Below are 23014 nucleotides of genomic sequence, written 5' to 3'. Positions count from 1 at the left end.
ATTGGTGCCCGCCGCCCGGGCTCCCATGGGCACAATGGTACTAGGCACAGCCCGAGGCAAACAAATCTGACGAGACTGTCACCCGCCGGAAGGGAGGCCCGCATGCCCATCGTCATAGCCGCAGCCGTACCGCACCCGCCCCTCATCGTCCCCGGCGTGGGGCACGGGCGCGAACGGGAGATCCAGTCCACCGTGGACGCCTACCGCAAGGTCGCCCGCCGCATTGCCGCCCTCGAGCCTGACACCATCGTCATCTCGAGCCCGCACACGGCCATGTACCTCGACTATCTGCACGTCGCCCCCGGCCCGGGCGCGCGGGGGACGTTTGCGCAGTTTGGCGACGTCGCGGACGGCTCCCGCGTCACCTACGACGAGGAGCTTGTCGCCACGCTCTGCCGCCTCGCGCAGGAAGAGGGCCTTCCCGCCGGCACCGCAGGCGAGCGGGAGCGCGAGCTCGACTGGGGCATCCTCGTGCCGCTCCACTTCATCCAGGACGCCTATGCGGAGCTGCGCGCCGCCGGCCACGAGCCCGCCCCCTACCGCGTGGCGCGCATGGGCATCTCCGGCCTCTCCCCGCTCCAGCACTACCGCATGGGCCAGCTGGTCGCACGCGCCGCGGAGCGCCTGGGCCGGCGCGTGGCCTATGTGGCCTCGGGAGACCTCTCGCACAAGCTGGCGGCGGACGGCCCGTACGGCTTCTCTCCGGACGGTCCCGCCTTCGACGAGCTGGCCTGCAGGGCGCTCGGCTCTGGCGCCTTCCTCGAGCTGCTCACGGCGGACCCGGGCCTTTGCGAGCGCGCCGCGGAGTGCGGCCTGCGCTCCTTCCAGATTATGGCCGGCACCCTCGACCGCACGCCCGTCACGGCCGAGCTCCTCTCCTACGAGGGCCCCTTCGGCGTGGGCTACGGCGTCACGTGCTTCTCGCCCTCCGGGGCGGCCGGCAGCGACCCCGCCCGCGCCTTCGGGGAGGCGTATGAGGCCTGGCACGCCGCGGACATGGGCCGCCGCCGTGCCGGGGAGGACGCGTACGTGGCGCTTGCCCGCGCCTCGCTCGAGCACCGCGTGCGCACGGGCCGGCACCTTGAGCTCCCGCAGGGCCTCCCGCCCGAGCTCTGCTCCCGCCGCGCCGGAGCCTTTGTCTCGCTGAAGAAGAACGGCCAGCTCAGAGGCTGCATAGGCACCATCGCCCCCACACGCGCGAGCCTTGCGGAGGAAATCGCGGCCAACGCGGTCTCCGCGGGCCTCCACGACCCCCGCTTCCCGCCCGTCACAAAAGACGAGCTTCCCGAGCTCGTCTATGACGTGGACGTCCTCGGCACCCCGGAGCCCGTAAGCGGCCCCGAGGGGCTGGACCCGCGCCGCTACGGCGTAATCGTGAGCGCGCCGGGCGGGCGCCGCGGCCTGCTCCTCCCCGACCTCGACGGCGTGGACACCGTCGACGAGCAGCTGCGCATTGCCGCGCGCAAGGGCGGGGTGGACCTCGCCGAGCCCGGCGTGCAAATCGAGCGCTTCGTCGTGGAGCGCCACGAATGAGCGCCGAGAAGGACGGCACGCTCGTCTGCCCCGCCTGCCCGCGCCGCTGCCGGCTCGCCCCGGGCGCGCTCGGGGCCTGCCGCGCGCGGCGCAGCGCGGGCGGCCGCATCGTGCCGGAAGGCTATGGTCGCGTGACCTCCATCGCGCTCGACCCCATAGAGAAGAAGCCGCTCGCCCGCTTCATGCCCGGTACGTACGTGGTCTCCGTCGGGGGCTACGGCTGCAACCTGCGCTGCCCCTTCTGCCAGAACTGGGAGATCTCCCAAGCGGGCGAGAAGGACGTGCGCTGGCGCGAGCTCTCCCCGCACGAGCTGGTCGCCCTTGCACAGGAGGCCCGCCGGCGCGACCCGCGCGTCTCGGGCATCGCCTATACCTACAACGAGCCGCTCGTCTGCTGGGAGTACGTCCGCGACTGCGCGCGGCTGGCGCACGAGGCTGGGCTCGTCAACGTGCTCGTCTCCAACGGGTGCGCGGGTCCGGGCGTGCTCGACGCGCTCGCGGGGCTCATCGACGCGGCGAACATCGACCTCAAGGGCTTCTCGGACGCGTTCTACGATGCCTGCGGGGCCGCGCCGGGCTCCCTCTCGTGCGTGCGTGCCACGATCGAGCGGCTCGCGGCGGACCCCACCTGTCACCTGGAGGTGACCACGCTCGTCATCCCCGGCATGAACGACGCCGAAGGCGAGGTCGACGCCATCGCCCGCTGGCTCGCCGGACTGGGGGACGTCCCCTACCACGTGACGCGCTTCTTCCCCTGCTGGCGCATGACGGATCGCCCGCCCACGCCCATTCCCACCGTGCGGAGGCTAGCCGACGTTGCGCGCCGCCACCTCACCTACGTCTCCGTGGGCAACTGCTAGCGTGGGGCGAGAAGAGCGACGGCCCGGCGTTCTTCTCGCCCCGCGCCGCGCCAACTCCCCGCTATTGGGTGGCATCTTTGATATCGGGCAGCCGCAGAACGAAGACATCCGCCCAGAATTAAAGCAAAACTTGTCCTGCCCGCTCGTTTTTTGCTAAAAGTGGGTGGCATCTTTTATTGAGTCAAGACTCTATATAAAAGATGCCACCCACCGTCGCATGGTTTGCCCTCGCGCGAACGGCGCCGCCGAGGGGCCTAGGTGCCTACTCCTTGCCGTTCCAGCAGTAGGTGCAGACCTTCTTGCGGTCGATGCCAATGGCCTCGAGCATGCCGTCGAGGCTCTGGTACTCCAGCGAGTCGAAGCCCATCTCCTCGCAGATGGAGCGCAGCAGGCAGCGCCCGCGCTCGGAGCGGCCATCCGCGTACTCGTCGAGGTGCTTCTCGCCCTCGTCCCCCTCGAGCTCGCGGACCTTGCGGCGCGCGATGAGCTCGTACTCGGAGCGGCTGCGGGAGAACGAGAGGTACTTGCAGCCGTACATGATGGGCGGGCAGGCCGAGCGCATGTGGACCTCGGAGGCCCCCGTGTCGCGCAGGAAGTCGATCGTCTCGCGCATCTGGGTGCCGCGGACGATGGAGTCGTCCACGAGCAGCAGGCGCTTGTCGCGGATGAGCTCGGGCACCGGGATCTGCTTCATCTTGGCCACGCGGTTGCGGACCTCCTGGTTTGCGGGCATGAAGGAGCGCGGCCAGGTGGGCGTGTACTTGACGAAGGGGCGCGCGAGCGGAACGCCGGACTCGTTGGCGTAGCCGATGCCGTGCGGCAGGCCCGAGTCGGGCATGCCGGCCACGTAGTCAACCTCGGGGAGCAGGCCCGCCTCGCGCTCGTCGCGGGCCATGATGGCGCCGTTGCGATAGCGCATGCACTCGACGTTGACGCCCTCGTAGTTTGAGTTGGGATAGCCGTAGTAGACCCAGAGGAACGCGCAGATGCGCATCTCGTCGCGCGGCTCGGAGAGCGTCTCGTAGCCGTCCGCCGTGATGCGTACGATCTCGGCCGAGCCGAGCTCGTACGCATCGACATAGCCGAGCTTGCCGTAGGCAAAGGACTCGAAGGTCACGCAGTAGCCGTCTTCGTCCTTGCCGATGAGCACCGGCAGGCGGCCCATCTTGTCGCGCGCGGCGATGAGCGTGCCGTCCTCGGTCATGACGAGCAGCGTGAGCGAGCCCTCGATCTCGTCCTGCGCGTAGCGGATGCCCTCGACGATGCTCCCCTGCGAGTTAATGAGCGCCGCCACGAGCTCGTTGACGTTGACCGCGCCCGACCCCATGGCGCCAAACTGATGGCCCGCCTCCTCGAAGCGCGCCACGAGCTCGTCCTGGTTGGCGACAGCGCCCACCGTGGAGATGGCGTAGACCCCCAGGTGGGAGCGGACGAGCAGCGGCTGCGGGTCGTTGTCGGAGATGCAGCCCATGGCGCAGGTGCCCGAGAGGTCGGGCAGGTCGTGCTCGAACTTGGTGCGGAACGGCGTGTTCTCAATCGAGTGGATCTGCCGGTTGAAGCCGCCCCCCTCGCGGCACGACACCATGCCGGCACGACGCGTGCCGAGGTGCGAGTGATAGTCGACGCCAAAGAACACGTCGAGTGCAACGTCGCGATGCGAGACCGCGCCAAAGAACGCTCCCATGAGTACCTCCCCGTCTGCGGCGCCGCCCCCGCGCAGCCCGCGTCCTGCCAACTGTCACAGTATATCGTCCGGCACGCGCCGACGAGGAACGCGAGAAGAACGTGCGTGAAATAGTTACAGGCTTCTGGGTAGGAGGAAGGCATCCGCGCGGCGACCCCCGCCGCGCCCAACGGAAAGGACTCTCCCATGAAGTTCACCAAGGTCGCCGTCGCCGGAGGCGGCGTGCTCGGAAGCCAGATCGCCTTCCAGTGCGCGTACAGCGGATGCGACGTCACCATCTGGCTCCGCTCGGAGGGCTCCATCGAGCGCTGCCAGCCCAAGCTCGACCACCTGCGCGAGGTCTACCTCGCCACGCTCGAGGCCATGAAGACCAACCCCGCCGCCTACGCCTACGGCCTTCTCCCCCGCGAGGACGTCACGCCCGAGGCCTGCGAGGCCGCCAAGGCGCGCGTCGAGGCCGCATACGAGGGGATCCGCCTCACCACGAGCTATGAGGAGGCCTTCTCCGACGCCGACCTCGTGATCGAGTGCATCGCCGAGAACCCCCAGCAGAAGATCGAGTTCTACACCGCCGTTGCCCCCATCATGCCCGAGCGGACCATCGTGGTGACCAACTCCTCCACGCTCCTGCCGAGCGCCTTCGCCGAGCACACCGGACGCCCCGAGAAGTACCTCGCGTTGCACTTTGCCAACGAGATCTGGAAGAACCCCACCGCCGAGGTCATGCCGCACCCCGGAACGGACATGGCGCACTTCGACGAGGTGGTCGAGTTTGCCGCGGACATCCGCATGGTGCCCCTCAAGGTCATGAAGGAGCAGCCCGGTTACCTGCTGAACAGCATGCTCGTGCCCTTCCTCACCGCCGCACAGGCGCTCTGGGCCGGTGAGGTGGGCTCGGTCGAGGACATCGACCTCGCCTGGAGGCTCGGCACCGGCGCGCCGGCGGGCCCGTTCCAGATCCTCGACATCGTCGGGCTGACCACCGCCTACAACATCACGCTGCTCGACCCTGCGGCAGCCGACCCCACCACCATCAAGGGCCGCATCGCCGCGCTGCTGAAGGAGAAGATCGACCGCGGCGAGACCGGTCGCGCCGCCGGCAAGGGCTTCTACGACTATCGCTAGCGCGGCGTTGGGGGCGGCGGGCACGCGAGGCCGCCGCCCCTTTTTCATGTGCGTTCCGCGTCGCGGTATGTCGATTGTTAGATTGGGTATACTCAAGATAACTTAGCTCAGTCAAACAGAAAGGTTCGCCATGAGCAAGATCGCAAAGGTCTACGGCCGCGAGGTGCTCGACTCCCGCGGCAACCCCACCGTCGAGGTGGAGGTCACGCTCGAGGACGGCTCCTTCGGCCGCGCCATCGTCCCGTCCGGGGCGTCCACCGGCGAGTTCGAGGCCGTCGAGCTGCGCGACGGCGAGAAGGACCGCTACCTGGGCAAGGGCGTCACGCAGGCCGTGGCGCACGTGAACGACGAGCTCGCCAACGTGCTCATGGGGCGCGAGGCAACTGACCAGCGCGGCGCCGACGAGGCCATGATCGCCGCGGACGGCACCCCCAACAAGGGCCGCCTGGGCGCCAACGCCATCCTCGGCTGCTCGCTTGCCATCGCGCGCGCCGCCGCGGCCTCCGCCGGGCTGCCGCTCTACGCCTACCTCGGCGGCCCCAACGCGCACACCCTCCCCGTCCCGATGATGAACATCCTGAACGGCGGCGTCCACGCGGACAACAACGTCGACTTCCAGGAGTTCATGATCATGCCCGTGGGCGCGCCCGACTTTGCCACCGGCCTTCGCTGGTGCGCGCAGGCCTACCACACGCTCAAGGACACCCTCAAGAAGGCCGGGCTCTCCACCGGCGTGGGCGACGAGGGCGGCTTTGCGCCCGACCTCAAGACCAACGCCGAGCCCTTCGTCTACCTGATGGAGGCCGTGGAGACCGCCGGCTTCAAGCCGGGCGAGGACTTCATGTTCGCCATGGATCCCGCCACCTCCGAGTGCTACAACAAGGAGACCGGGATGTACGAGCTCAAGGGTGAGGGCCGCACGCTCACGTCCGACGAGATGGTCGACTACTGGGCGGAGCTCGTGGAGAAGTACCCCATCATCTCCATCGAGGACGGCCTGGCCGAGGAGGACTGGGACGGCTGGGTCAAGCTCACCGAGCGCCTGGGCAAGAAGGTCCAGCTCGTGGGCGACGACCTCTTCGTCACCAACACCGAGCGCCTCAAGAGGGGCATCGAGGTGGGCGCCGCCAACGCCATCCTCATCAAGGTCAACCAGATCGGCAGCCTCACGGAGACGCTCGACGCCATCGAGATGGCCAAGCGCGCGGGCTACACCGCCGTGGTCTCTCACCGCTCCGGCGAGACCGAGGACACCACGATCGCCGACCTGGCCGTCGCCACCAACGCCGGCCAGATCAAGACCGGCGCCCCGGCTCGCACTGACCGCGTGGCCAAGTACAACCAGCTCCTCCGTATCGAGGACTCCCTCGGCACGAGCGCCGAGTACCTGCAGAAGGCGGCATTCTACAACCTGGCGTAAACGCCCGGCAGCGACGACTCGGCAAGCCTTTGGCGCGGCCCCGGACCATCCGGGGCCGCGCCTTTGCGCAATCAGGCCCTTGGTGCGAAGCCTTTTTTGCCCAAAACCCGACACATCTCATGTAGCGGCTGATTTGGAATCACATAATGCCAGGTCACCTCCAGCCTCTATAAGGACGGACCCTCATAACGCTTCGCACCAAGGCCCCAACTGCGCGCCGCCGGCCCTGGCTTTCGCACCATCGGCTCTTTTGCGCACCGGCGCGCGCCGCCCATGCGCTGAGGTATGCTTACAGCAGCGCAAACGACGAAGGGAGCACCCCAAATGGCCGAGAGATGCGTGCTGGTAGGACAGTCGGGCGGGCCCACCGCCGCCATCAACGCGAGCCTCGCCGGCGTGATTGCCGCAGGCATCCTCGAGGGAGCGCGCGTCGAGGGCATGCGCTATGGCATCCAGGGATTCCTCGACGGCCGCTCCGTGCGCCTCGACGAGGCATTCGTCAGCAGGGTCGACCTCGAGCTTCTTCGTAACACCCCGGCGAGCTGGCTCGGGAGCTGCCGCTTCAAGCTCCCCGCGCCCGGAACGGATGATGTCGTCTACCAGCAGCTCTTCGAGCGCTTTGAGCAGCTGGGGGCCTCCGCGGTCCTCTACATCGGCGGCAACGACTCCATGGACACCATCTCCAAGCTCGCCGCCTATGGTCAAAGCACCGGGAGCGACATCCGCTTCATCGGCGTGCCCAAGACCATCGACAACGACCTCGTGGGGACCGACCACACCCCCGGCTACGGCAGCGCCGCGCGCTTCGTGGCGACCGCCATGAACGAGCTTGCCTACGACGCCGACGTCTACAACCTCAAGAGCGTCACCTTCGTCGAGATCATGGGGCGCGACGCCGGCTGGCTCACCGCCTCGAGCGCCCTTGCCTCCGTCGAGCCCGACCTCGTGCTCCTTCCCGAGGTCCCGCTCGACGAGGATGCCCTCATCGAGCGCCTCACCCAGGCACTCGAGAAGAAGAACACCGTGATGGTGGGCGTGAGCGAGGGCGTCCGCACGCCAGACGGCAAGCTCATCTGCGAGCGTGCGGCCGCGCCTGGAGTGGGGACCGATGAGTTCGGGCACCTCGCCATGCTCTCGGGCGCCAGTCGCTACCTCGCCGCCCTCACCAAGGAGCGCATCGGCTGCAAGACCCGTGCCGTCGAGCTCTCCACGCTCCAGCGCTGCGCGAGCTACGTCGCCAGCAGGACCGACCTCAACGAGGCCTACGACGTGGGCTATGCCGCCGTCGAGGCCGCCTTTGCCGGCGAGACCGCAAAGATGTGCGCCATCGAGCGCGTCTCCAACGACCCGTACGAGTCTCGCACCAAGCTCATCGACGTCGCCGCCGTGGCCAACCAGGTGCGCAACATCCCGAGCGAGTGGATCTCTGCCGACGGCATGGGCATCGGGGACGAGCTGCGCGCCTACATTCGCCCGCTCATCGGCGAGCTCCCCGCCCAGCTCGCCTCACTCGACTAGGCCCGTCGGGGGGCGCCCCGCGCCCCCCGGCAGTCCCTACTGGCGCAGGTGCATCGCCGTCTGGGTCACGCGCGCCACGGGCGTGCCCAGCTCGTCCGTGACGAGGCAGTTGTAGAACCCCAGCGTGCGCCCGTTCTTGTCCACGTCCGCCGTGGCGATGAGCTTCTCGCCCTTTGCGGCGCTCATGAACTCAATCGAGCTGCTCACAGACACCGTCACCGGCTCGCCCACGTTGGACGCCACGGCAAAGGCGAGGTCCGCCACCGTGAAGATGGCGCCGCCCATGACGCCGCCCTTCTCGTTGCGATGTCCGGGCGTGATGTCAAACTCGCACACCGCATGCCCGCGCGAGGCCTCAACCACGCGGCAGCCGCACGCGTCCGTCGCAAAGCGGTCGTTCCTGAAGACCCGCTGGACCTCCTCGAGCGGAGCGCCCTCACCAATCAGAGCCATTCGTCCTCCTTCACCTTCACGCCCAGAAGCCCCGCCAGTTGCACGGCCTGCGCGGCGCTCACCACGGCACCGCGCAGCTCGCGGAAGTCTCCGGACACGCGTATGCCCGATATGTCGCACGTGGAGAGGTCAACGCCCGCAAGGCTCGAGCGATAGACCGTCGCCCGCGTGAGGTCACAGCCATCAAGCTCCACGTGCGAGAGCTTGGTCAGGTGGATATTTGCCTCCGCGAGGTTCGTCTCCGCAGCGCGCAGGCGGCTCACGGAGGCCTCCGAGAGGTCGCAGTATCCAAACTGGGAGTCCGCCATGAGGACCCCGGTGAGCCGACCCTTGTGAAAGCTCATCCCCGGCGCCGAGCACGAGCGAAAGTCCACCCGGTTGAGCCACGAGCGCGCCATCGTGCAGGAGATGAAGCGGCAACTCAGAAACTGAACGTCCGTGAACGTGCAGCCTGAGAAGTCCACGCCCTCAAAGACGCAGCCGCGAAACGCCACGTTCTCAAAAGCTGTGCCGGCGGCGGAAACCTCGTCGAGCTCAAGCCCGGAGAACGCCGTTCCCCGCACGCGCGCCTCCCCCTCCGCCAGGCTGGCGAGAAGGACCTCACGCCCCATATGCTCGCCGAGCTCGGGCGTTACCTGAGCAAAGCCCCTTGCCTGCCTAGGACGCGCCACGGTCAGGCCACCTTGACGATCTTGGTCCCATGCACCTCGGAGACGCCCAGCGCAGCGGCGACGTCCTCGGCGTTCTCCCAGGTGATGCCGCCTCCAGGCAGGATGATGATGCGTCCGTCCGCGCGCTCCACATAGGAGCGCAGGCGGTCGAGGTTGTCCGCGATGGGCGTGCCGGCCGCGCCTCCGTGCGTGAGGATGCGCTCCACGCCCTGTTCGGCGAGCCAGTCGATGGCGAGAAGCTGGTCAGCCGGCGACAGCGCGTCAAAGGCCATGTGGAAGGTCACCGCCACACGGCCGGGGGCCTCGGGAGTGTCCTCATGGGCAAGGCGGATCAGCTCAGAGGTAAGCTCGCGGTCCAGGCAGCCGCCTCGCAGGCAGCCAAAGACCACGCCCGTGACCCCCAGGCTCTTGGCCATGATGAGGTCGTCGCGCATCATGGCGACCTCGGCGGGCGTGTGCTCGAAGCTGCCGCCACGCGGACGAATCATGCACATCACGTCAACGTTCTTCTCGCGCGCGAACGCGACGGCGGCTCGGATGACGCCGTAACTCGGCGTGGTGCCACCTACCGCGAGGTTGTCGCAGAGCTCGATGCGCGCCGCGCCCGCGGCAACCGCCGCCGGGACGAGCTCCATGTTCTCGGCGCAGAACTCCCTTGTCAGCATGTCTCCCCCATTCGCCTCACTCTGCCCAGTATGCCACGAACGCCGGACACCACGCCCCCGGCCCCGATTGATAACAAGAAGGCAACTAGAACTCTCACGGCTGGACGAGAAGAACCGCAGGTAGAACGCCCGCGTAACAATCGGGGCCCCTCTCGGGACCCCGATTTGTGATTCTGGCGCAACGAGAAACCGGATGTCCGGGCGAGGCCACTACAGCAGCGCGGCCTCCCACTCCGCCTCGCGGAAGCCCACGAGCACGAAGTCCTCCCCCACCACGATGGGGCGCTTGACCATCATGCCGTCCTCGGCAAGAAGCGCGAAGGCGTCGGCGTCCGCCATGCCCGCGTCGAGCAGCGCCTTCACGTTGCGCTCCCGGTAGAGTCGGCCGCTCGTGTTGAAGAAGCGCCGGACGGGCAGCCCGGAGCGAGCCTGCCATGCGGCGAGCTCATCGGCAGTGGGGTTGTCCTCCACGATGTGACGGTCCACATACGAGACGCCATGCTCGTCCAGCCACGCCTTGGCGCGACGGCAGGTACTGCACTTGGGATATTCAACAAAGAGCACGTCAGACATGGTGTTGTCCTTTCGCTCGAGATTCGTGGGGCCAGTGTAGCACGGGAATCGCTAACGTATAATCAGCTCATCGAAGGAGGGCGGCGGTGAACAGTCAGATCATCTATGAATGTCAGGCCTTCTGCCCGACCCTCAGGCGGGCGAAGAGACGCGTCCCGGAAGAGTTCATCCCCTGCTACGACTGGTTTCAGCAAAACACCGGGGAAACAATCCCGCGCCTTCCCCATCACATGAAGAATCGCCCTCGAACCCCCATTCCCCTGAGCCGTGACGCTGGGATCTACATACCGGGCGCGTCTCTTGTCTCCCATAAAAGAGGGAGAAGGTACGCCCTCTCCATCCATTCCAACGGACGGGGAGCCTACAACGATCGCAGACCCATCAATCTTGCAGATGGAACCTGGGTACTCGATTACGCGGCCCACAGCGGAGCTGACACGAGGCAGAACTACAACAGCTCGCTTATGAACTGCCTGACGGACGGGGTTCCCGTTGGAGTCATGGTTCGCGAGGCAAACGGCTACCGCATACTTGGCCTCGCCTTCGTAGAGCGCTTCAATAGTGCAACGAACATGTTTACGCTCCACGGACCAATTACCGAGAAAAGCGAGGCAGAGGGGGCGTTCGCCTTCCCCGGCTTCGACGCCCTTGCCGAAGACGACCGCTCGATTCTTGCCGAGATCGACGACGGGGACGAGCGCAGGCTGGTTAAGGCGGAGCAGGTGCGCCGCGAGCAGCAGGATGCGTTCCGAAAGACGCTTCTCGACGCGTATGAGGGAGCATGCGCCATCACCGAGACCGATGTTCCCCAGGTCCTTCAGGCGGCGCACATCAACCCCTACCGGGGAAGGAAGTCCCAGATCGTTAATAACGGAATCCTACTGCGCTCAGACGTGCACCTCCTGTATGATGCCCACCTGATCTCGGTGGAACCCGATACGCTGAGGATCAGCCTGAGCGAGCGCCTGGGCAGCACAGCCTACGTCCCCCTTGCCTCATGCCGACTGCGCCTTCCCCACGACGAGGCAAGCCACCCCAGCCGCAACCTGCTTGCCGCCCATTACGAACAGTTCATGCAGGAGAACCACGTTCTTGTCGCCTAACCAGACGCGCATGCCCACGGAACAAGGCGCATGCGGGCGGCGCACTCCCTGACAACCTCCCGGAACGCCGGCGTCCCAACCAAGGGACCGCCCTCGAAGACGCTGGCGTCCTCGAGGGCGCAGCACCACCGCCCAAAGTCAACTCTCAGCAGCTCGGGAACGCGCAGAAAGCTGTCCCCGCGCCGTCTTGCGGGAATGGCCGCCATGCAGCGCGCCAACGATTCTGGCCACGAGCCGCCCATTTCCTCAAGCGTTTCCACGTCGCTCACCGCAACGGGCCAGAACTCGCGGCCCGCCTCCTCATCGCACTGCAATCGTCTTCCCAGCAGGGGATCGAAGAGAAAGACTCCCTCGGCAAACTCGTATGCGTTGCCATACCCCCAGAAGTTCCCGCCCTGCTCCTCATCCCACTGTCCAGCCTCCCCAGAAAAGACGATCCATTTTCCGTCCATGGGAACGCAACCCCCGTCAGGGGCATCTCCGACCTCTGGAGCTTCGCCGGACGCAATCACCCGCAGCAGCTCTATCGGGGCCCTGCTCGGCGGGCCAGGGCAATACACCCACGCCGCCTCCGCATCTTCGCCATCAAACAAGTTTCCCCCTTCCGTCCGCAGCTTTCAGCCTGATCAACTTGGAGCGGAAGATGCAGACGGAGCACGGATACGATCAAATAACAGGATTCGTTCTCCTCGCACGCCGCCCCACCGCTTAGGAATCCGGGCCAGTTGCAGGTTGCGCGCGATGATGGGTTAGGAAAGTGAGGTCATTGCATCAAGAGGACGCACCCAGACCCGCAGGAGGGTGCAACAACTGCGCTTTTCTAAGCACTTCTCGCCTGCCAGGAGAGCGGCTCGGGGCAACCGGCCCTTCCGGGCTGCAATGCGCGGCCTTTCTTAAGCAGCGCGGCCCCACTCCCCGCAACGACCGGCAATCTCTAACCCGCTTATCAGAAGGGCACGCAACGAGCAGCCTTTTCTAACCGCGCGGCGAGAAGAGCCGCGCTCCGGCATCCGCCCGCAGGCCGCACGTCAACGGGATATACTTTCCCCAGCGGCCACGACAGAGGAGGCATCATGCCCGGCAGCGAGAGCACGCCTATCCGCAACGTCATCTTTGACATGGGCAACGTGCTCATGACCTTTGACGGGCCGTACTTCGCGCGCCTCTTCACGGACACGCCGGAAGACGCGGAGCTGCTCGACGGCGCGCTCTTCGGCAGCACGATGTGGTCGCTTCTGGACTCGGGCACCATCGACCGCGAGACCATGCGCCGCTACGCGCTCGCCCACCTGCCCGAGCGCCTGCACCCCAACCTCAACGAGTGCTTTGACCACTGGCCGGAGCACTCCGAGCCCATCGCCGGCACCAACGAGCTCGGAATCCGCCTCAAGCAGGAGGGCTATGGCATCTACGTGCTCTCCAACGCCAACACCCGCATCATGGACCAGCTCCGCCACGCGCCCGTCACGCCATACCTGGACGGCTGCGTGGTCTCGGCCAAGGAGCGCATCATGAAGCCGGACCCGGCGATCTTCCGCCTGCTCTGCCTGCGTTATCGCCTTGACCCGGCGGAGTGCCTCTTCGTGGACGACAACGCGGACAACTGCGCGGGCGCACGCATCGCCGGCATGCGCGCGTTCCACTTCACCGGCGACGTTAAGGCGCTGGAGGCGTCCATCCGACAGGCCGGCTAGACCCGCGCGACCAGCGAGGCCAGAATCCACAGGACGAGCAGCCCCAGGATGGCAAGGAGCCCCACGCGGGTCTCCCGCCCCACGGTGAGCTGCGCAAGCAGGGGAATCTCCCTGCGCAGCGGCCGGCGGTCGAGCATCAGGTAGCAGGCGATCACAAACGCCGGCATCAGGAACACGAGGTACGAGAAGAACCGGTACCAGACGGGCCACCTCGCGTTCTCGGGCGTGGGCTGGACAAACCCCATCACGCATCCCATGATGCAGAGGCCACACGCCGAGAGCACCGCAAGGTTCCAGACCGCCCCCAGCCAGCGCGGAACCCGCGCGAGCAGCGCCCCAGGCGACGGTCGCGCGGGCTCAAAGCTCGGCGGCTCCTCCGTGGGCGAAGATTCCCTCCCGCGCGTCACGTCGCCGAGCGCGGACACGAGCGCGTCGCGCAGCTCACGGACCGTGGCATAGCGCGCCGCGGGATCAAGCTGGGTCGCGCGAACGATGACGAGGCATAGCGGCTCGGGGACGCCCGCGTCCACAAAGCCGCGCTCGCGGTCACGCGCCACGGGCTCCCGGCCCGCGGCGCAGAAGAAGAGCAGCATGCCGAGCGCGTAGACGTCGCTCCGCGCATCCGTCTGCCCAAAGCCGAACTGCTCGGGCGGCGCGTAGGCGCGCGTGCCAAAGTGCGTGGTGTCCCGCTCGCCTCCCTGCCGGAACGCACGAGCGATTCCCAGGTCAATGAGGGTGACCCCAGCATCGGAGACCATGACGTTCTCCGGCTTGAGGTCGCGATGGATGACCGGCGGGCTCAGCCGCTCGTGCAGCTCGCTCACGGCATCGCAGAGCTCCGGGAACACGCGGGCGAGAAGAACGAGCCGCTCGTAAGGCCCCTCGGCCCGGGCCACGCGCGCGGCCAGCGTCTCCCCGCGCACGCACTCCATCACGACGACGATCCTCTCGTCCCGGCGGTAGCATTCGAGGATGCGCGGCAGATGCGGAAGGGCCACGCCCCGCCGCTGCGCCGCGAGCACCTCCTCGTACGCGCCGCCCAGCCCGGACTCGGCGCTCAGGTACTTGCGCACGAACGGTCCCAGCTCGGCGCCGCTCCTCCCCACAAAGAAGACGCGCTGCGTAGTCTCGAGCGGGCCCTCCTTGAGCACGGCGTCGACGCGATACGAGTCCTCGCGCCCGAGCGAGTCGAGGTAGCGCGCCAGGTCCTCTTCGAGGGTGTCTTCGTGTGTCTCCATGTGGCAATCCTAGCAGAGGGGCCAGACAGATCGGCGTCCGCCCCACGGGGCCGCTGCGCAATCTGGAGTCGTGGCAACCTCGTCTCGGCACGCGTTGAGAAAAGCGGGGTTATGGCAGCCGGCACTTCTCGCGAGCTGGGGTTCTTCTCGCTCCTGTTGCCAAATGCGGGGTCGTGGCAGCCCAAATCCTGCCACGACCCCCAAATCGGCAACGCGCCAGAATCGCAGACCCTAACAGATGGTCCGCTCGCCAAAGCGATAGAGCTCCTCGTTCACCTTCTGGAGCGAGCAGCCGCGGTCGAGGCAGAAGATGATGATTGCGTCGCGGCGGTCCTTGCAGTAGAGCTCGTTCGCGCCGGAGGCCTTGAGCGCGCGGTTGGTCTCGCGCAGCGTGAGGGCCATGGCAAAGGCGATCTGTAGAACTTTGTCCCTGCTCGGATGGCGCGTGCCCTGAAAGATCTGATAGCCAAAGGTGTCGTTGAGGTTGGCCATGCGCACCACGCGCGAGCGCTCGAGCCCCTTCTCGGCAAGGAGCTGCCGCAGGTACTCGGAGAGCGTGCGGCCACCCGGCTCGTGCTCCTCGAGGTAGCCCTCGAGGTCGGAGGTGGAGAGGAGCTCGTCGAGCAGCTCCTCAGTCAGTCGTTCCGCCATGGCATCGCACCCCTCTCCGCCTGCGCGTTCTCTACGCGACCGAGAACGTGGCCTCCGCGAGCATCGTATCATCAAGCGAGAAGAGCTCCTGGACCTCGACGGTGACGTCGGACTCATCCGTCAGGCTATAGGCAATGCGCGCCGTGGTCGTAGAACCAGGCTTTATCTCTGCCATGTAACCATTCCCAAGGTCCTCGGTCACAATCGCGCTCTCAAGCTGAACCCCGTTCTGGAACGCCTTCTGAGCGCACGCAACCGCAAAGGACGTGTCCTCGTCAGAGTTGTTGGTAAAAGTGTAATCGACGATGATCGCAGGGGCTCCCTCGTAGTCAGTCGTCACCGTCGACCCATCGATGGTGACCGCATAGTCAGACTGCGTCGGCTCGGAAACCTGGCTCTCGGCGGGCTGTTCCTCGGCGGGAGTCGAATCTTCCGCGGAAGACGACGTCCCTCCGCACCCGGAGAGGGCAAACGGAGCCAACGCGGCGGCCAGCGCAAGCGTGGCGGCGAGACAGCGACGGGGAATTGGAGCAAGCTTACTCATTGATACCACCCGTTCTTTCGACGAATTGGTCCTGATGGCTGCAGCCTATCAGGGCAAAAGAAGGAATTCATTAGCTGCGAGCTAATGGCCGCCATCCGCATGCCCGCACCGCCCGAAACGCTATCCTGTACTGAGCAACCCCCAAAGAAAGGCACCCATGGCACAGAAACTCACCGAGCAGGAGCACGACGCGATCGTCTCCCTGGCAAAGCTCCTCAGCAGGGAGCTGCCCGTTCAGCAGCGCAGCGTCTCGGGCGGCATCGCAAGCGGGCTCGTCCGCCTGCGCAAGAACCCGCTCGGACGAGACGACGTGATGGGCGTCCTCACCAAGTACGGGACGGGCGAGCTCACGCTCAAGGCCCTGCTCGACCTGCACGTGCTTGAGCGGGAGAAGGGCGGCGAGGGCTACGTTCTTCTCGCCGGCGGAACACCGCCAAAGGACACGGGCAAGAAGGGCGTGCGCGAGAAGGGCACAGGCGAGAAGAACGCCCGGCCGGGGGACCGCCCCCAGGCCATCGCCCGCGCGGAGCGCCCCCGGCCTCCCGCGCGCCGGCCCGCCCGCAGCCTCTCCGGCCTGGACACCGTACGCAAGCAGACGCCCGAGCTCGAGGACATCCGCCGCAAGATCATCGACCTCGACCCGCGCCTGTGGATCAACGGCTGGCTGCTCAGCACGCCCGACGCCTACGTCCGCTTTGAGCGCGAGCTCCGTGCCCTCGACTCCGCGCTCGCGGAATCGGTCTCCATTGGCGACGGCACCCTCAGCACGCGCGAGCTCTCCTACCGCCTCTTCGGGGACGAGAAGTTCCTGGCGCTTGACTCGGACGGCCGCAAGCTGCTCCACCTCATGGGCCTCTCGGACGCGGTGGCCACGCGCCCGCAGACCAAGCTCGAGCTCATGCACCACATCCCCAAGCACCACCGCCACCTGCGGCTCGTTGTCTCCGAGAACCTTGACCCCTGGGTCAACATGAGAAACGCGATGTTCCTGGAGGGCCGCAAGCGCATCCTCGACGAGCGGGTCCACGGCGTGGTCTTTGGCAACGGCTACATCGTGGACGACCCGCACAAGCTGCCCGACCTCATCGCCTCGCTCGGGGCCGAGGACGTGCGCGTGCTCTACTGGGGCGACATCGACCGCGCCGGACTCTCCATCCTGGCCAAGCTCGCCTCCCTGGCCGACGGGCGCTTCGGGGTGGAGCCGTTCGTCCCTGCGTATCGCCTCATGCTGAGGCGCGCGATGAGGCGCTTCCCCGATCCGCTGGAAAACGAGGAGACGGACCAGGGCGGCGTGCGCATCGAGGGGCTCGAGCTGCTGGAGCCCGTCCTCAAGCCAAAGGAGGCCGCGTACCTGCGCGCCGTCGTGGAGGGAGCGCGGCTCATCCCCCAGGAAATCGTCACGGCTGCGGACCTGTAGGGTTTGACCCGCTACGTAAATCGGAGTCGTGGCAATTCCCCCGCCGCCGGCGTTGCGCGGGTGGGGGTTATGGCAGCCCGCACTTCTCGCCACCTGCGGTTCTTCTCGGCGCTGTTGCGGAAAACGGGGTCGTGGCAGCGCGATTTCTGCCACGACCCCGATCTTCGCAACGCGCCTCGGCGCCAGGCTGCCACGGCCCCAATTTTGACAACGGCGCCGAGCCGCGGCGCTCGCAACACGTTCCCTCCACAAATAATAGTTCACTATTTCATTCCATTAACTTATGTCAAGTGAACTGACCTGCGCAGATGGCCTTTCTCGTCAGCACCGCGACAGCAGCCCGTCAGCTGCGAGAACAGCTTTCTTCGAATCTAAACCCCCACGCCGAGGCGATGCCCTAGCCTCAAGCCATGAGCATCCTTCTCTCGCATACCACGGCCCTGGAGGCGATGCGCAGCAAGCGGCTGCGCTGGCGTCTCGAAAAGGGGGACGCTGTGACGGCAACGTTCCCGGGCAAGTACCGGACAACGCGGAAACTGCGCGACTCATCCAGACCGTCCCCGAGCTGGCCCAAGCGAGCAAGCCCCTTCACCTGCTCGTCTCGCAGGGGACGCCTCGAGCGAGAAGATCGCTGGTCCACACCCGCGCCTCCCCCGACCTTCCGCCTGGGTCCGCCTTTGAGGTTGCCCCGGGCGTGCGGTGCATCTCGCCCGAGCACCTCCCTGTGGTCATGGCGCCACAGCTCACGGACCTCGAGCTCATCTACCTGCTCTCGGAGCTTCTTGGCATCTACGCCATCGACCCCACGTCGGAGAAGGGGATGTTCCAGCGAAGGGCGCCTCTCACCACGCCCGAGCGCATCCGCGAGCACCTCGACGCCCTCGGAGCGGAGCGTGGAACCCAGCGGGTGCGCCGTGCGCTGCGCCACGCCTGCGTGCGATCGGGCTCTCCCCGTGAGACAAAGCTCTCGCTCCGCCTGGGGCTGAGGAGGTCGCTTGGAGGATACGGGCTCGAGGTGCTCTCCATGAACGAGCCGCTCAAGGTGCGCCGCGTGCACGACCGAATGAGGACGGGGGTGAGAAAGCCCGACATCCTGCTCCGCGGCCGTGCGGGCGAGGCGGGAGGCGCGCCGCGCATCGCCGCAGTCGAGTACGACGGCCGCGACCACGCGACCGAGCAGGCCCACGCGCGAGACGCCGCGCGAAGCACCGAGCTCGCGGCCATTGGGCTCACCGAGCACGTGGTAACGAAGGTCCAGTACCGCAGCCTCGCCTACATGGACGGGCTTGCCGACATCCTCCGCCAAGAGCTCGGGCTGCCCCAGCATCGCGTGACCCGCAAGGTCGCCGAGCTGCGACGCTCACGGCGCCGGGCGCTCTATGAGGAGCTCGAGCGCATCGACGGCGTCCACTGGGACGGTCGCGCCCGCGAGCGTGCGCGCGGCGAGAGGAACTCCCCCGCCGCCGCGCCCCAGGCCATCGATGACGGATGGGACGTCGTGCCCGTCGAGGCATACGGCCTGGAGTAGGGTCAACTCGGCGCGTTGCGGGAATCGGGGTTATGGCAATCTGGCGCCGCGGGGCGTTGTCCAGATTGGGGTTATGGCAGAAATCTCGCTGCCACAACCCCAATCTGGACAACGCGGGCGAGAAGAACCGCAGGTGGCGAGAAGTGCGGGCTGCCATAACCCCCATCCGCGCAACGCCGGCGGCGGGGAAATTGCCACGACCCGGATTTACGCAGCGCGCCCGGCCCGCAGCGCCCCCTACACGGCCTTGACACCGCGCTCGCCGGTACGGATGCGCACGCACTCCTCCACGGGGTAGACAAAGATCTTGCCGTCGCCCACCTCGCCGGTGCGGGCCACGTCGCAGACGAGCCCAATCAGGTCGTCAACCTGCGCGTTGTTGACCACGAGCTCAACTTTCACCTTGGGGATCATGTTGAGCATGACCTCCTTGCCGCGATAGTACTCGGTCCAGCCGTGCTGGCTGCCGCAGCCCATGACCTCGTAGACGGTCATGCCGTGGATGCCCTTTTCGTTGAGCGCGTCCTTGAGCTCCTCGAGCTTCTCCGGACGGATGATGGCGGTTACCTTCTTCATGATGCACGCTCCCTATGCGTCGAGTCCGGTGAAGGCGGGGTAGGCGCTCTCGCCGTGCGCGGCCACGTCAAGGCCAAGCGCCTCGTCGTGCTCGCTCACGCGCAGGCTTCCGCCAAAGGCGGCGCGCACCGCGGCCACGAGCACAAGGTCGAGCACGACCACGATCACGAGCGTGACCAGAATGCCTACGACCTGGCTCACCAGCAGCGACGCGTCACCGGTGTAAAGCAGGCCGCCCGCCTCGGTCCAGGAGAGCTCCGGCACGCAGAAGAGGCCCGTGAGCACGCCGCCAAGGATGCCGCCCACGCCGTGGCAGCCAAAGGCGTCGAGCGCGTCGTCATAGCCAAAGTGCGCCTTGAGCCTGGAGATGGCCAGGTAGCAGACAGGAGAGACGAGAAGTCCCATCACGACCGCGGCCCACGGCTCCACAAAGCCCGCCCCCGGCGTCACCACCACGAGACCGGCCACCAGGCCCGTGCAGGCGCCCACGAGCGTGGGCTTGCCGGTTGCCACGCGCTCGGTCACGAGCCAGGAGACGAGGCCCGCCGCGCTGGAGACCACGGTGTTGAGAATCGCCAGGGCCGCCACCTCGTCCGCCGCGAACTCGGAGCCGCCGTTGAAGCCAAACCACCCGAGCCAGAGCAGGCCCGCGCCAAGCGCGACGAACGGCACGTTGTGCGGCCGGTAGCTCTTGAGGCCAAAGCCCTTGCGCCCGCCGAGGAACAGGCACAGGATGAGGCCCGTCACGCCGGAGCTGATGTGGACCACGTCGCCGCCGGCAAAGTCCAGCGCCCCGATGACGTCCCCGATGAGCGAGCCCTCGCCGCCCCAGACCATGTGGGCGAGCGGCGCGTACACCACGAGCGACCACGCGGCGATGAAGGCAATGATCGCGCCAAACCTCATGCGCCCGGCCACCGAGCCCGTGACGATGGCGGCCGTGATCATGGCAAAGGCCATCTGGAAGCACACGTCCACGAGCGCGGGATAGACCGCGCCGTCCGGGACGGCGGCCGCCTCGGCGAGCATGCCGGAGACGAGCCCGGCAAGCCCCAGCTGGTCAAACCCGCCAAACCACGAAAGCGAGCCGTCGCCCCCGTAGGCGAAGGACCAGCCGGCCAGAACCCAGGCGATGCCCACGACGCCAATCACGGCAAAGCACATGAGCATCGTGTTGACCACGTTCTTGCGGCGCGCCAGGCCACCATAGAAGAACGCGAGCCCCGGGGTCATAAACAGGACGAGCATGGTGCAGACGAGCATGAAGGCGGTAGATCCCGTGTCATACATGACGACCTCCCCTGTCGTGCGGACACTACGCGGCAGATACTGCCATCCCGCACCGCGCCCGCCGAGAAGGACGCGCCGCCGTTAACGGCATCGCGCCGAGCCGGAAACGTTGGTAGCCGGCGCGAAACCCGCGTTTGCGCCCCAGAAACGTCGCGGAAACCCCGCGGCCCGACGGTTCTTCTCGCCCCTCAGGCCGCGGGGCCGCAAAACTTTTCTCTTTTGTCCTTGACGGGAACGCTGCGTCACGGGGTACCGTGGGTCCCGTCGGACGTGGCCAGATGGGGCTTGCCCCATACGCCCGACATGGCAGAGGCACCTCCGACTCTCCATCGGACACGCGGCAACTCCCCGGCCGTCACGCGTCTCCTCACCCCCACGGGTAGCGCGACGGCAGCCGCCTTGTCCTGGCGCCCCAGCCCATCCGAGTAGCTCCCTCGGAAAAGGGCGCCCCAGCCGCCCCCGCATCGCTCACGTGCGGGGGCGGCGCCTTTTTGCCCGCAGCGCCCCCTTCCGCGCAGGCGGCGCTTGCCGGAGACGCTGCGTCATCCCCTACGCTGTGAGAACTCGTCCTCACACCGTGGAAGGAACACAGATGAAGCGTCTACCGCAGCGCCTTGGGGCCCTTGCCCTGGCCCTCCTGCTCGCATTTGCGGCAGGGGCGTTCGCCCTGCCCACCAACACCCTCGCCGAGACAGCTGAAGAGGAGGAGCCCCTGGAAGAAGAGGAAGAGGAGCCCTCGCTCTCCTGCGAAAACATCGTGGAGCTGCCGCCTGACGACTCCGCGCAGTCGCGCGTAGCCTCGAGCGTCTTTCCCACGGACGCCGACGCGGACCACGTCCTGCGCATCAACCCCAACGACTCCCCCGACGGGAGCCTTGACACGCCGGGCAACACCTACCCGCGTCCCGGGGAGTACGGAGAGGTCGTGATTGTCAAGGGGCAGTCGGTCTCGGACTCAGCCAACCCGCTGCTCACGCACTTCACCAAGCAGAACTATGGCGGCCTGGGCGGCGAGGCGCTGACCAAGACCTACCAGATCACCACCATCTCCATGTCCCCCTACGGGCAGTCCGTGGGGTCGACGTACTACCCGGCGGGGGGCTACCCGGGCTCCGGCTACCTCTTCACCTCCGCGGGCAGCCCCAACTCCCGGGGAATGGCCTCATTCGAGTTTGAGGGCGTAAAGGCGACGCCCGCGGACACGCCGGTCTACGCCTACTTCAAGATCACCATCTCGGGCAGGGCGGACGACGGCGACACCGCCACGACCGTCCTCAACGTGGGCTACAAGGTCACCGTGGTTGACCCGCCGACGCCGCGCTATGAGGCCACGATGCGCTACAACGCCACGGGCGGCACCATCGATGGCCAGCCTAACACCAAGGTGAGCAAGGTGATCGGGCCCGCACATGTCTGGGCCACGGGGACCGTGGACCCTCCCTCCTCCGCCACCTTTGACGTCACCGACACCATCCCCGTCCGCGAGGGCTACGTCTTCCTCTTCTGGAGGGATGCCGAGTTCCTCAACGGGTACCCGCCGCGCAGGATGTATCGCGGTGCGGCGAGCACGCCCTCGGCGGACGAGTCCCCGCTGGGCATGTTTGGCTACTACGAGGACACCTTCGAGGTCTCACAGGCGGATACGGCGACGGGCACCTGCCCTGACAACACGCTCTACGCGGTCTGGGACAAGACCTGCTCGCTCGCCTACGACGCGGCCGGCGGGGACGTCACGCCCGAGACCGAGCGCTCGACCTTTGGCATCAGCTGGCGCACCGGGGCGTCCAACCCCGAGAAGAGCTTCGTGGCCGCCGCGGCGCCCGCGCGCGAGGGCCATGCCTTCAAGGGCTGGAAGGCCTCTGACGGCACCGTCTACCAGCCCGGAGACACGGTAACGCTCACCCCGGCCGCCCCTGACGAGACGCTCGTCGCCCTCTGGGAGGCCGAGTCGAGCACGCACGAGCCCGGCGACGGCGGGACGGGCGAGCCGACGGACCCGAGCGAGCCGGGAGACCCGGACGACCACGGCGGCTCGGACAACCCCGGAGCACCGGACGACCACGGCGGCTCGGGCAGCCCGGATGACCCGGGAACTCACTCCGGGACCCCCGGCACCAACCCTGGAACCCCCAGCGGCTCAGACGGCTCCGGGAACCAGGGCTCCGGCCGCGATTCCGGGTCGGGCGCATCCCCCTCATCGGGCAGCGCGACAAAGAAGGGCGCGCAGGCCTCCGGCAGACGCGCCAAGAAGGCCGCCCTGCCGGCAACCGGCGACGCATCGCTGCTCGCCCCCGCCGTGCTGGGCGGGTCCGGCATCGTCGCCGCAGCCGCGGCCGCGGTGATAAGGCGCCGTCACTAGCCTCCCATCTCTCGAACGCCGGGCGCCCCGCAGCCTCCTTCCGCTGCGGGGCGCCTTCTCGCCGCCAGACATCGGTGCAGACGCGGGCGAGAAGAACGTGCGACCGCGCCCC

The 23014-nt window shown here is 67.2% G+C and carries 21 protein-coding genes; 10 read left to right on the top strand and 11 right to left on the bottom strand.

Annotated features, from left to right (window positions below):
• Positions 1-102: 102 nt before the first annotated feature.
• Positions 103-1533: an AmmeMemoRadiSam system protein A gene (amrA, locus tag H6A23_RS00630; protein WP_204830269.1), complete on the top strand. Its 1431-nt coding sequence runs from the start codon at positions 103-105 to the stop codon at positions 1531-1533.
• Positions 1530-2393 carry an AmmeMemoRadiSam system radical SAM enzyme gene (gene amrS, locus H6A23_RS00625; RefSeq protein ID WP_204830268.1) on the top strand — a complete coding sequence of 288 codons (864 nt, stop codon included), beginning with the start codon at positions 1530-1532 and terminating at the stop codon, positions 2391-2393. Before amrA ends, amrS begins: the two co-directional genes overlap by 4 nt.
• Before the next feature lie 262 nt (positions 2394-2655).
• Here amrS and H6A23_RS00620 read toward each other — a convergent pair whose 3' ends face one another.
• Entirely contained in the window at positions 2656-4077 is a 1422-nt protein-coding gene (locus tag H6A23_RS00620; protein ID WP_204830267.1) for an amidophosphoribosyltransferase, read from the bottom strand.
• Between the two features lie 186 nt (positions 4078-4263).
• Between H6A23_RS00620 and H6A23_RS00615 the strand changes: the two genes are divergently transcribed.
• The 3 genes from H6A23_RS00615 to H6A23_RS00605 all read left to right on the top strand — a co-directional run bounded on the left by H6A23_RS00615 (position 4264) and on the right by H6A23_RS00605 (position 8140).
• A complete protein-coding gene (locus H6A23_RS00615) occupies positions 4264-5202 on the top strand; it encodes a 3-hydroxyacyl-CoA dehydrogenase (protein ID WP_204830266.1) in 939 nt (312 codons plus the stop codon).
• Positions 5203-5332: 130 nt separating this feature from the next.
• The gene (gene eno, locus H6A23_RS00610) at positions 5333-6622 is read left to right on the top strand and encodes a phosphopyruvate hydratase (RefSeq protein WP_204830265.1); all 1290 of its coding nucleotides are present in this window, start codon (positions 5333-5335) and stop codon (positions 6620-6622) included.
• A gap of 324 nt (positions 6623-6946) precedes the next feature.
• Entirely contained in the window at positions 6947-8140 is a 1194-nt protein-coding gene (locus tag H6A23_RS00605; protein WP_204830264.1) for a diphosphate--fructose-6-phosphate 1-phosphotransferase, read from the top strand.
• Between the two features lie 36 nt (positions 8141-8176).
• Here H6A23_RS00605 and H6A23_RS00600 read toward each other — a convergent pair whose 3' ends face one another.
• The 4 genes from H6A23_RS00600 to H6A23_RS00585 form a co-directional block, all read right to left on the bottom strand.
• A complete protein-coding gene (locus tag H6A23_RS00600) occupies positions 8177-8593 on the bottom strand; it encodes a PaaI family thioesterase (RefSeq protein ID WP_204830263.1) in 417 nt (138 codons plus the stop codon).
• The gene (locus tag H6A23_RS00595; RefSeq protein WP_353652984.1) at positions 8584-9264 is read right to left on the bottom strand and encodes a pentapeptide repeat-containing protein; all 681 of its coding nucleotides are present in this window, start codon (positions 9262-9264) and stop codon (positions 8584-8586) included. Before H6A23_RS00595 ends, H6A23_RS00600 begins: the two co-directional genes overlap by 10 nt.
• Positions 9265-9266: 2 nt before the next feature.
• Complete coding sequence (locus H6A23_RS00590) at positions 9267-9929, bottom strand: copper homeostasis protein CutC (protein WP_286165701.1); 663 nt, start codon at positions 9927-9929, stop codon at positions 9267-9269.
• Positions 9930-10139: 210 nt separating this feature from the next.
• Positions 10140-10502, bottom strand: coding sequence for an arsenate reductase family protein (locus H6A23_RS00585; protein ID WP_204830262.1), 363 nt, complete (start codon positions 10500-10502; stop codon positions 10140-10142).
• 86 nt (positions 10503-10588) lie between these two features.
• On the opposite strand from H6A23_RS00585, the gene H6A23_RS11620 reads away from it, so the two are divergent.
• Entirely contained in the window at positions 10589-11605 is a 1017-nt protein-coding gene (locus H6A23_RS11620; RefSeq protein ID WP_204830261.1) for an HNH endonuclease, read from the top strand.
• Here H6A23_RS11620 and H6A23_RS00575 read toward each other — a convergent pair.
• Positions 11602-12057: a hypothetical protein gene (locus H6A23_RS00575; protein ID WP_204830260.1), complete on the bottom strand. Its 456-nt coding sequence runs from the start codon at positions 12055-12057 to the stop codon at positions 11602-11604. The genes H6A23_RS11620 and H6A23_RS00575 overlap by 4 nt on opposite strands.
• Before the next feature lie 621 nt (positions 12058-12678).
• Between H6A23_RS00575 and H6A23_RS00570 the strand changes: the two genes are divergently transcribed.
• Complete coding sequence (locus H6A23_RS00570; RefSeq protein WP_204830259.1) at positions 12679-13299, top strand: HAD family hydrolase; 621 nt, start codon at positions 12679-12681, stop codon at positions 13297-13299.
• On the opposite strand, the gene H6A23_RS00565 is transcribed toward H6A23_RS00570, so the two are convergent.
• The 3 genes from H6A23_RS00565 to H6A23_RS00555 form a co-directional block, all read right to left on the bottom strand.
• A complete protein-coding gene (locus H6A23_RS00565) occupies positions 13296-14537 on the bottom strand; it encodes a serine/threonine-protein kinase (RefSeq protein ID WP_204830258.1) in 1242 nt (413 codons plus the stop codon). The genes H6A23_RS00570 and H6A23_RS00565 overlap by 4 nt on opposite strands.
• 231 nt (positions 14538-14768) lie before the next feature.
• Positions 14769-15188, bottom strand: coding sequence for an XRE family transcriptional regulator (locus tag H6A23_RS00560; RefSeq protein WP_204830257.1), 420 nt, complete (start codon positions 15186-15188; stop codon positions 14769-14771).
• Positions 15189-15219: 31 nt separating this feature from the next.
• Positions 15220-15732 carry a DUF5067 domain-containing protein gene (locus H6A23_RS00555; RefSeq protein ID WP_204830256.1) on the bottom strand — a complete coding sequence of 171 codons (513 nt, stop codon included), beginning with the start codon at positions 15730-15732 and terminating at the stop codon, positions 15220-15222.
• A 157-nt stretch (positions 15733-15889) separates the two neighbouring features.
• Here H6A23_RS00555 and H6A23_RS00550 point away from each other — a divergent pair, with 157 nt between their 5' ends.
• Together H6A23_RS00550 and H6A23_RS00545 are read left to right on the top strand one after the other, a co-directional pair.
• Positions 15890-17149: a Wadjet anti-phage system protein JetD domain-containing protein gene (locus tag H6A23_RS00550; RefSeq protein WP_286165700.1), complete on the top strand. Its 1260-nt coding sequence runs from the start codon at positions 15890-15892 to the stop codon at positions 17147-17149.
• Positions 17150-17843: 694 nt separating this feature from the next.
• Positions 17844-18677: a hypothetical protein gene (locus tag H6A23_RS00545; protein WP_204830255.1), complete on the top strand. Its 834-nt coding sequence runs from the start codon at positions 17844-17846 to the stop codon at positions 18675-18677.
• Positions 18678-18914: 237 nt separating this feature from the next.
• Here H6A23_RS00545 and H6A23_RS00540 read toward each other — a convergent pair whose 3' ends face one another.
• Positions 18915-19253, bottom strand: a complete 339-nt coding sequence (locus H6A23_RS00540; RefSeq protein ID WP_204830254.1) for a P-II family nitrogen regulator — start codon at positions 19251-19253, stop codon at positions 18915-18917.
• A 12-nt stretch (positions 19254-19265) separates the two neighbouring features.
• Positions 19266-20543, bottom strand: coding sequence for an ammonium transporter (locus H6A23_RS00535; RefSeq protein ID WP_204830253.1), 1278 nt, complete (start codon positions 20541-20543; stop codon positions 19266-19268).
• A gap of 592 nt (positions 20544-21135) precedes the next feature.
• On the opposite strand from H6A23_RS00535, the gene H6A23_RS00530 reads away from it, so the two are divergent.
• Positions 21136-22902, top strand: a complete 1767-nt coding sequence (locus H6A23_RS00530; protein WP_204830252.1) for an LPXTG cell wall anchor domain-containing protein — start codon at positions 21136-21138, stop codon at positions 22900-22902.
• Positions 22903-23014: the final 112 nt, after the last annotated feature.

Origin of the sequence: Olsenella uli (assembly GCF_016900775.1) — a bacterium.
Classification (GTDB): domain Bacteria; phylum Actinomycetota; class Coriobacteriia; order Coriobacteriales; family Atopobiaceae; genus Thermophilibacter; species Thermophilibacter uli_A.
This window is presented reverse-complemented; position numbering and strand designations above follow the sequence as displayed.

Bases quoted from the DNA above. Each gene is read 5' to 3' on its own strand.
- H6A23_RS00585 (WP_204830262.1), bottom strand. From the start codon at position 10,502: ATGTCTGACGTGCTCTTTGTTGAATATCCCAAGTGCAGTACCTGCCGT.
- H6A23_RS00600 (WP_204830263.1), bottom strand. From the start codon at position 8,593: ATGGCTCTGATTGGTGAGGGCGCTCCGCTCGAGGAGGTCCAGCGGGTC.
- H6A23_RS00620 (WP_204830267.1), bottom strand. From the start codon at position 4,077: ATGGGAGCGTTCTTTGGCGCGGTCTCGCATCGCGACGTTGCACTCGAC.
- H6A23_RS00555 (WP_204830256.1), bottom strand. From the start codon at position 15,732: ATGAGTAAGCTTGCTCCAATTCCCCGTCGCTGTCTCGCCGCCACGCTT.
- H6A23_RS00575 (WP_204830260.1), bottom strand. From the start codon at position 12,057: ATGGACGGAAAATGGATCGTCTTTTCTGGGGAGGCTGGACAGTGGGAT.
- H6A23_RS00615 (WP_204830266.1), top strand. From the start codon at position 4,264: ATGAAGTTCACCAAGGTCGCCGTCGCCGGAGGCGGCGTGCTCGGAAGC.
- H6A23_RS00560 (WP_204830257.1), bottom strand. From the start codon at position 15,188: ATGGCGGAACGACTGACTGAGGAGCTGCTCGACGAGCTCCTCTCCACC.
- H6A23_RS00530 (WP_204830252.1), top strand. From the start codon at position 21,136: ATGAAGCGTCTACCGCAGCGCCTTGGGGCCCTTGCCCTGGCCCTCCTG.
- H6A23_RS00565 (WP_204830258.1), bottom strand. From the start codon at position 14,537: ATGGAGACACACGAAGACACCCTCGAAGAGGACCTGGCGCGCTACCTC.
- amrA (WP_204830269.1), top strand. From the start codon at position 103: ATGCCCATCGTCATAGCCGCAGCCGTACCGCACCCGCCCCTCATCGTC.
- H6A23_RS00535 (WP_204830253.1), bottom strand. From the start codon at position 20,543: ATGTATGACACGGGATCTACCGCCTTCATGCTCGTCTGCACCATGCTC.
- H6A23_RS00590 (WP_286165701.1), bottom strand. From the start codon at position 9,929: ATGCTGACAAGGGAGTTCTGCGCCGAGAACATGGAGCTCGTCCCGGCG.
- eno (WP_204830265.1), top strand. From the start codon at position 5,333: ATGAGCAAGATCGCAAAGGTCTACGGCCGCGAGGTGCTCGACTCCCGC.
- H6A23_RS00570 (WP_204830259.1), top strand. From the start codon at position 12,679: ATGCCCGGCAGCGAGAGCACGCCTATCCGCAACGTCATCTTTGACATG.
- H6A23_RS00540 (WP_204830254.1), bottom strand. From the start codon at position 19,253: ATGAAGAAGGTAACCGCCATCATCCGTCCGGAGAAGCTCGAGGAGCTC.
- H6A23_RS00605 (WP_204830264.1), top strand. From the start codon at position 6,947: ATGGCCGAGAGATGCGTGCTGGTAGGACAGTCGGGCGGGCCCACCGCC.
- H6A23_RS00550 (WP_286165700.1), top strand. From the start codon at position 15,890: ATGGCACAGAAACTCACCGAGCAGGAGCACGACGCGATCGTCTCCCTG.
- amrS (WP_204830268.1), top strand. From the start codon at position 1,530: ATGAGCGCCGAGAAGGACGGCACGCTCGTCTGCCCCGCCTGCCCGCGC.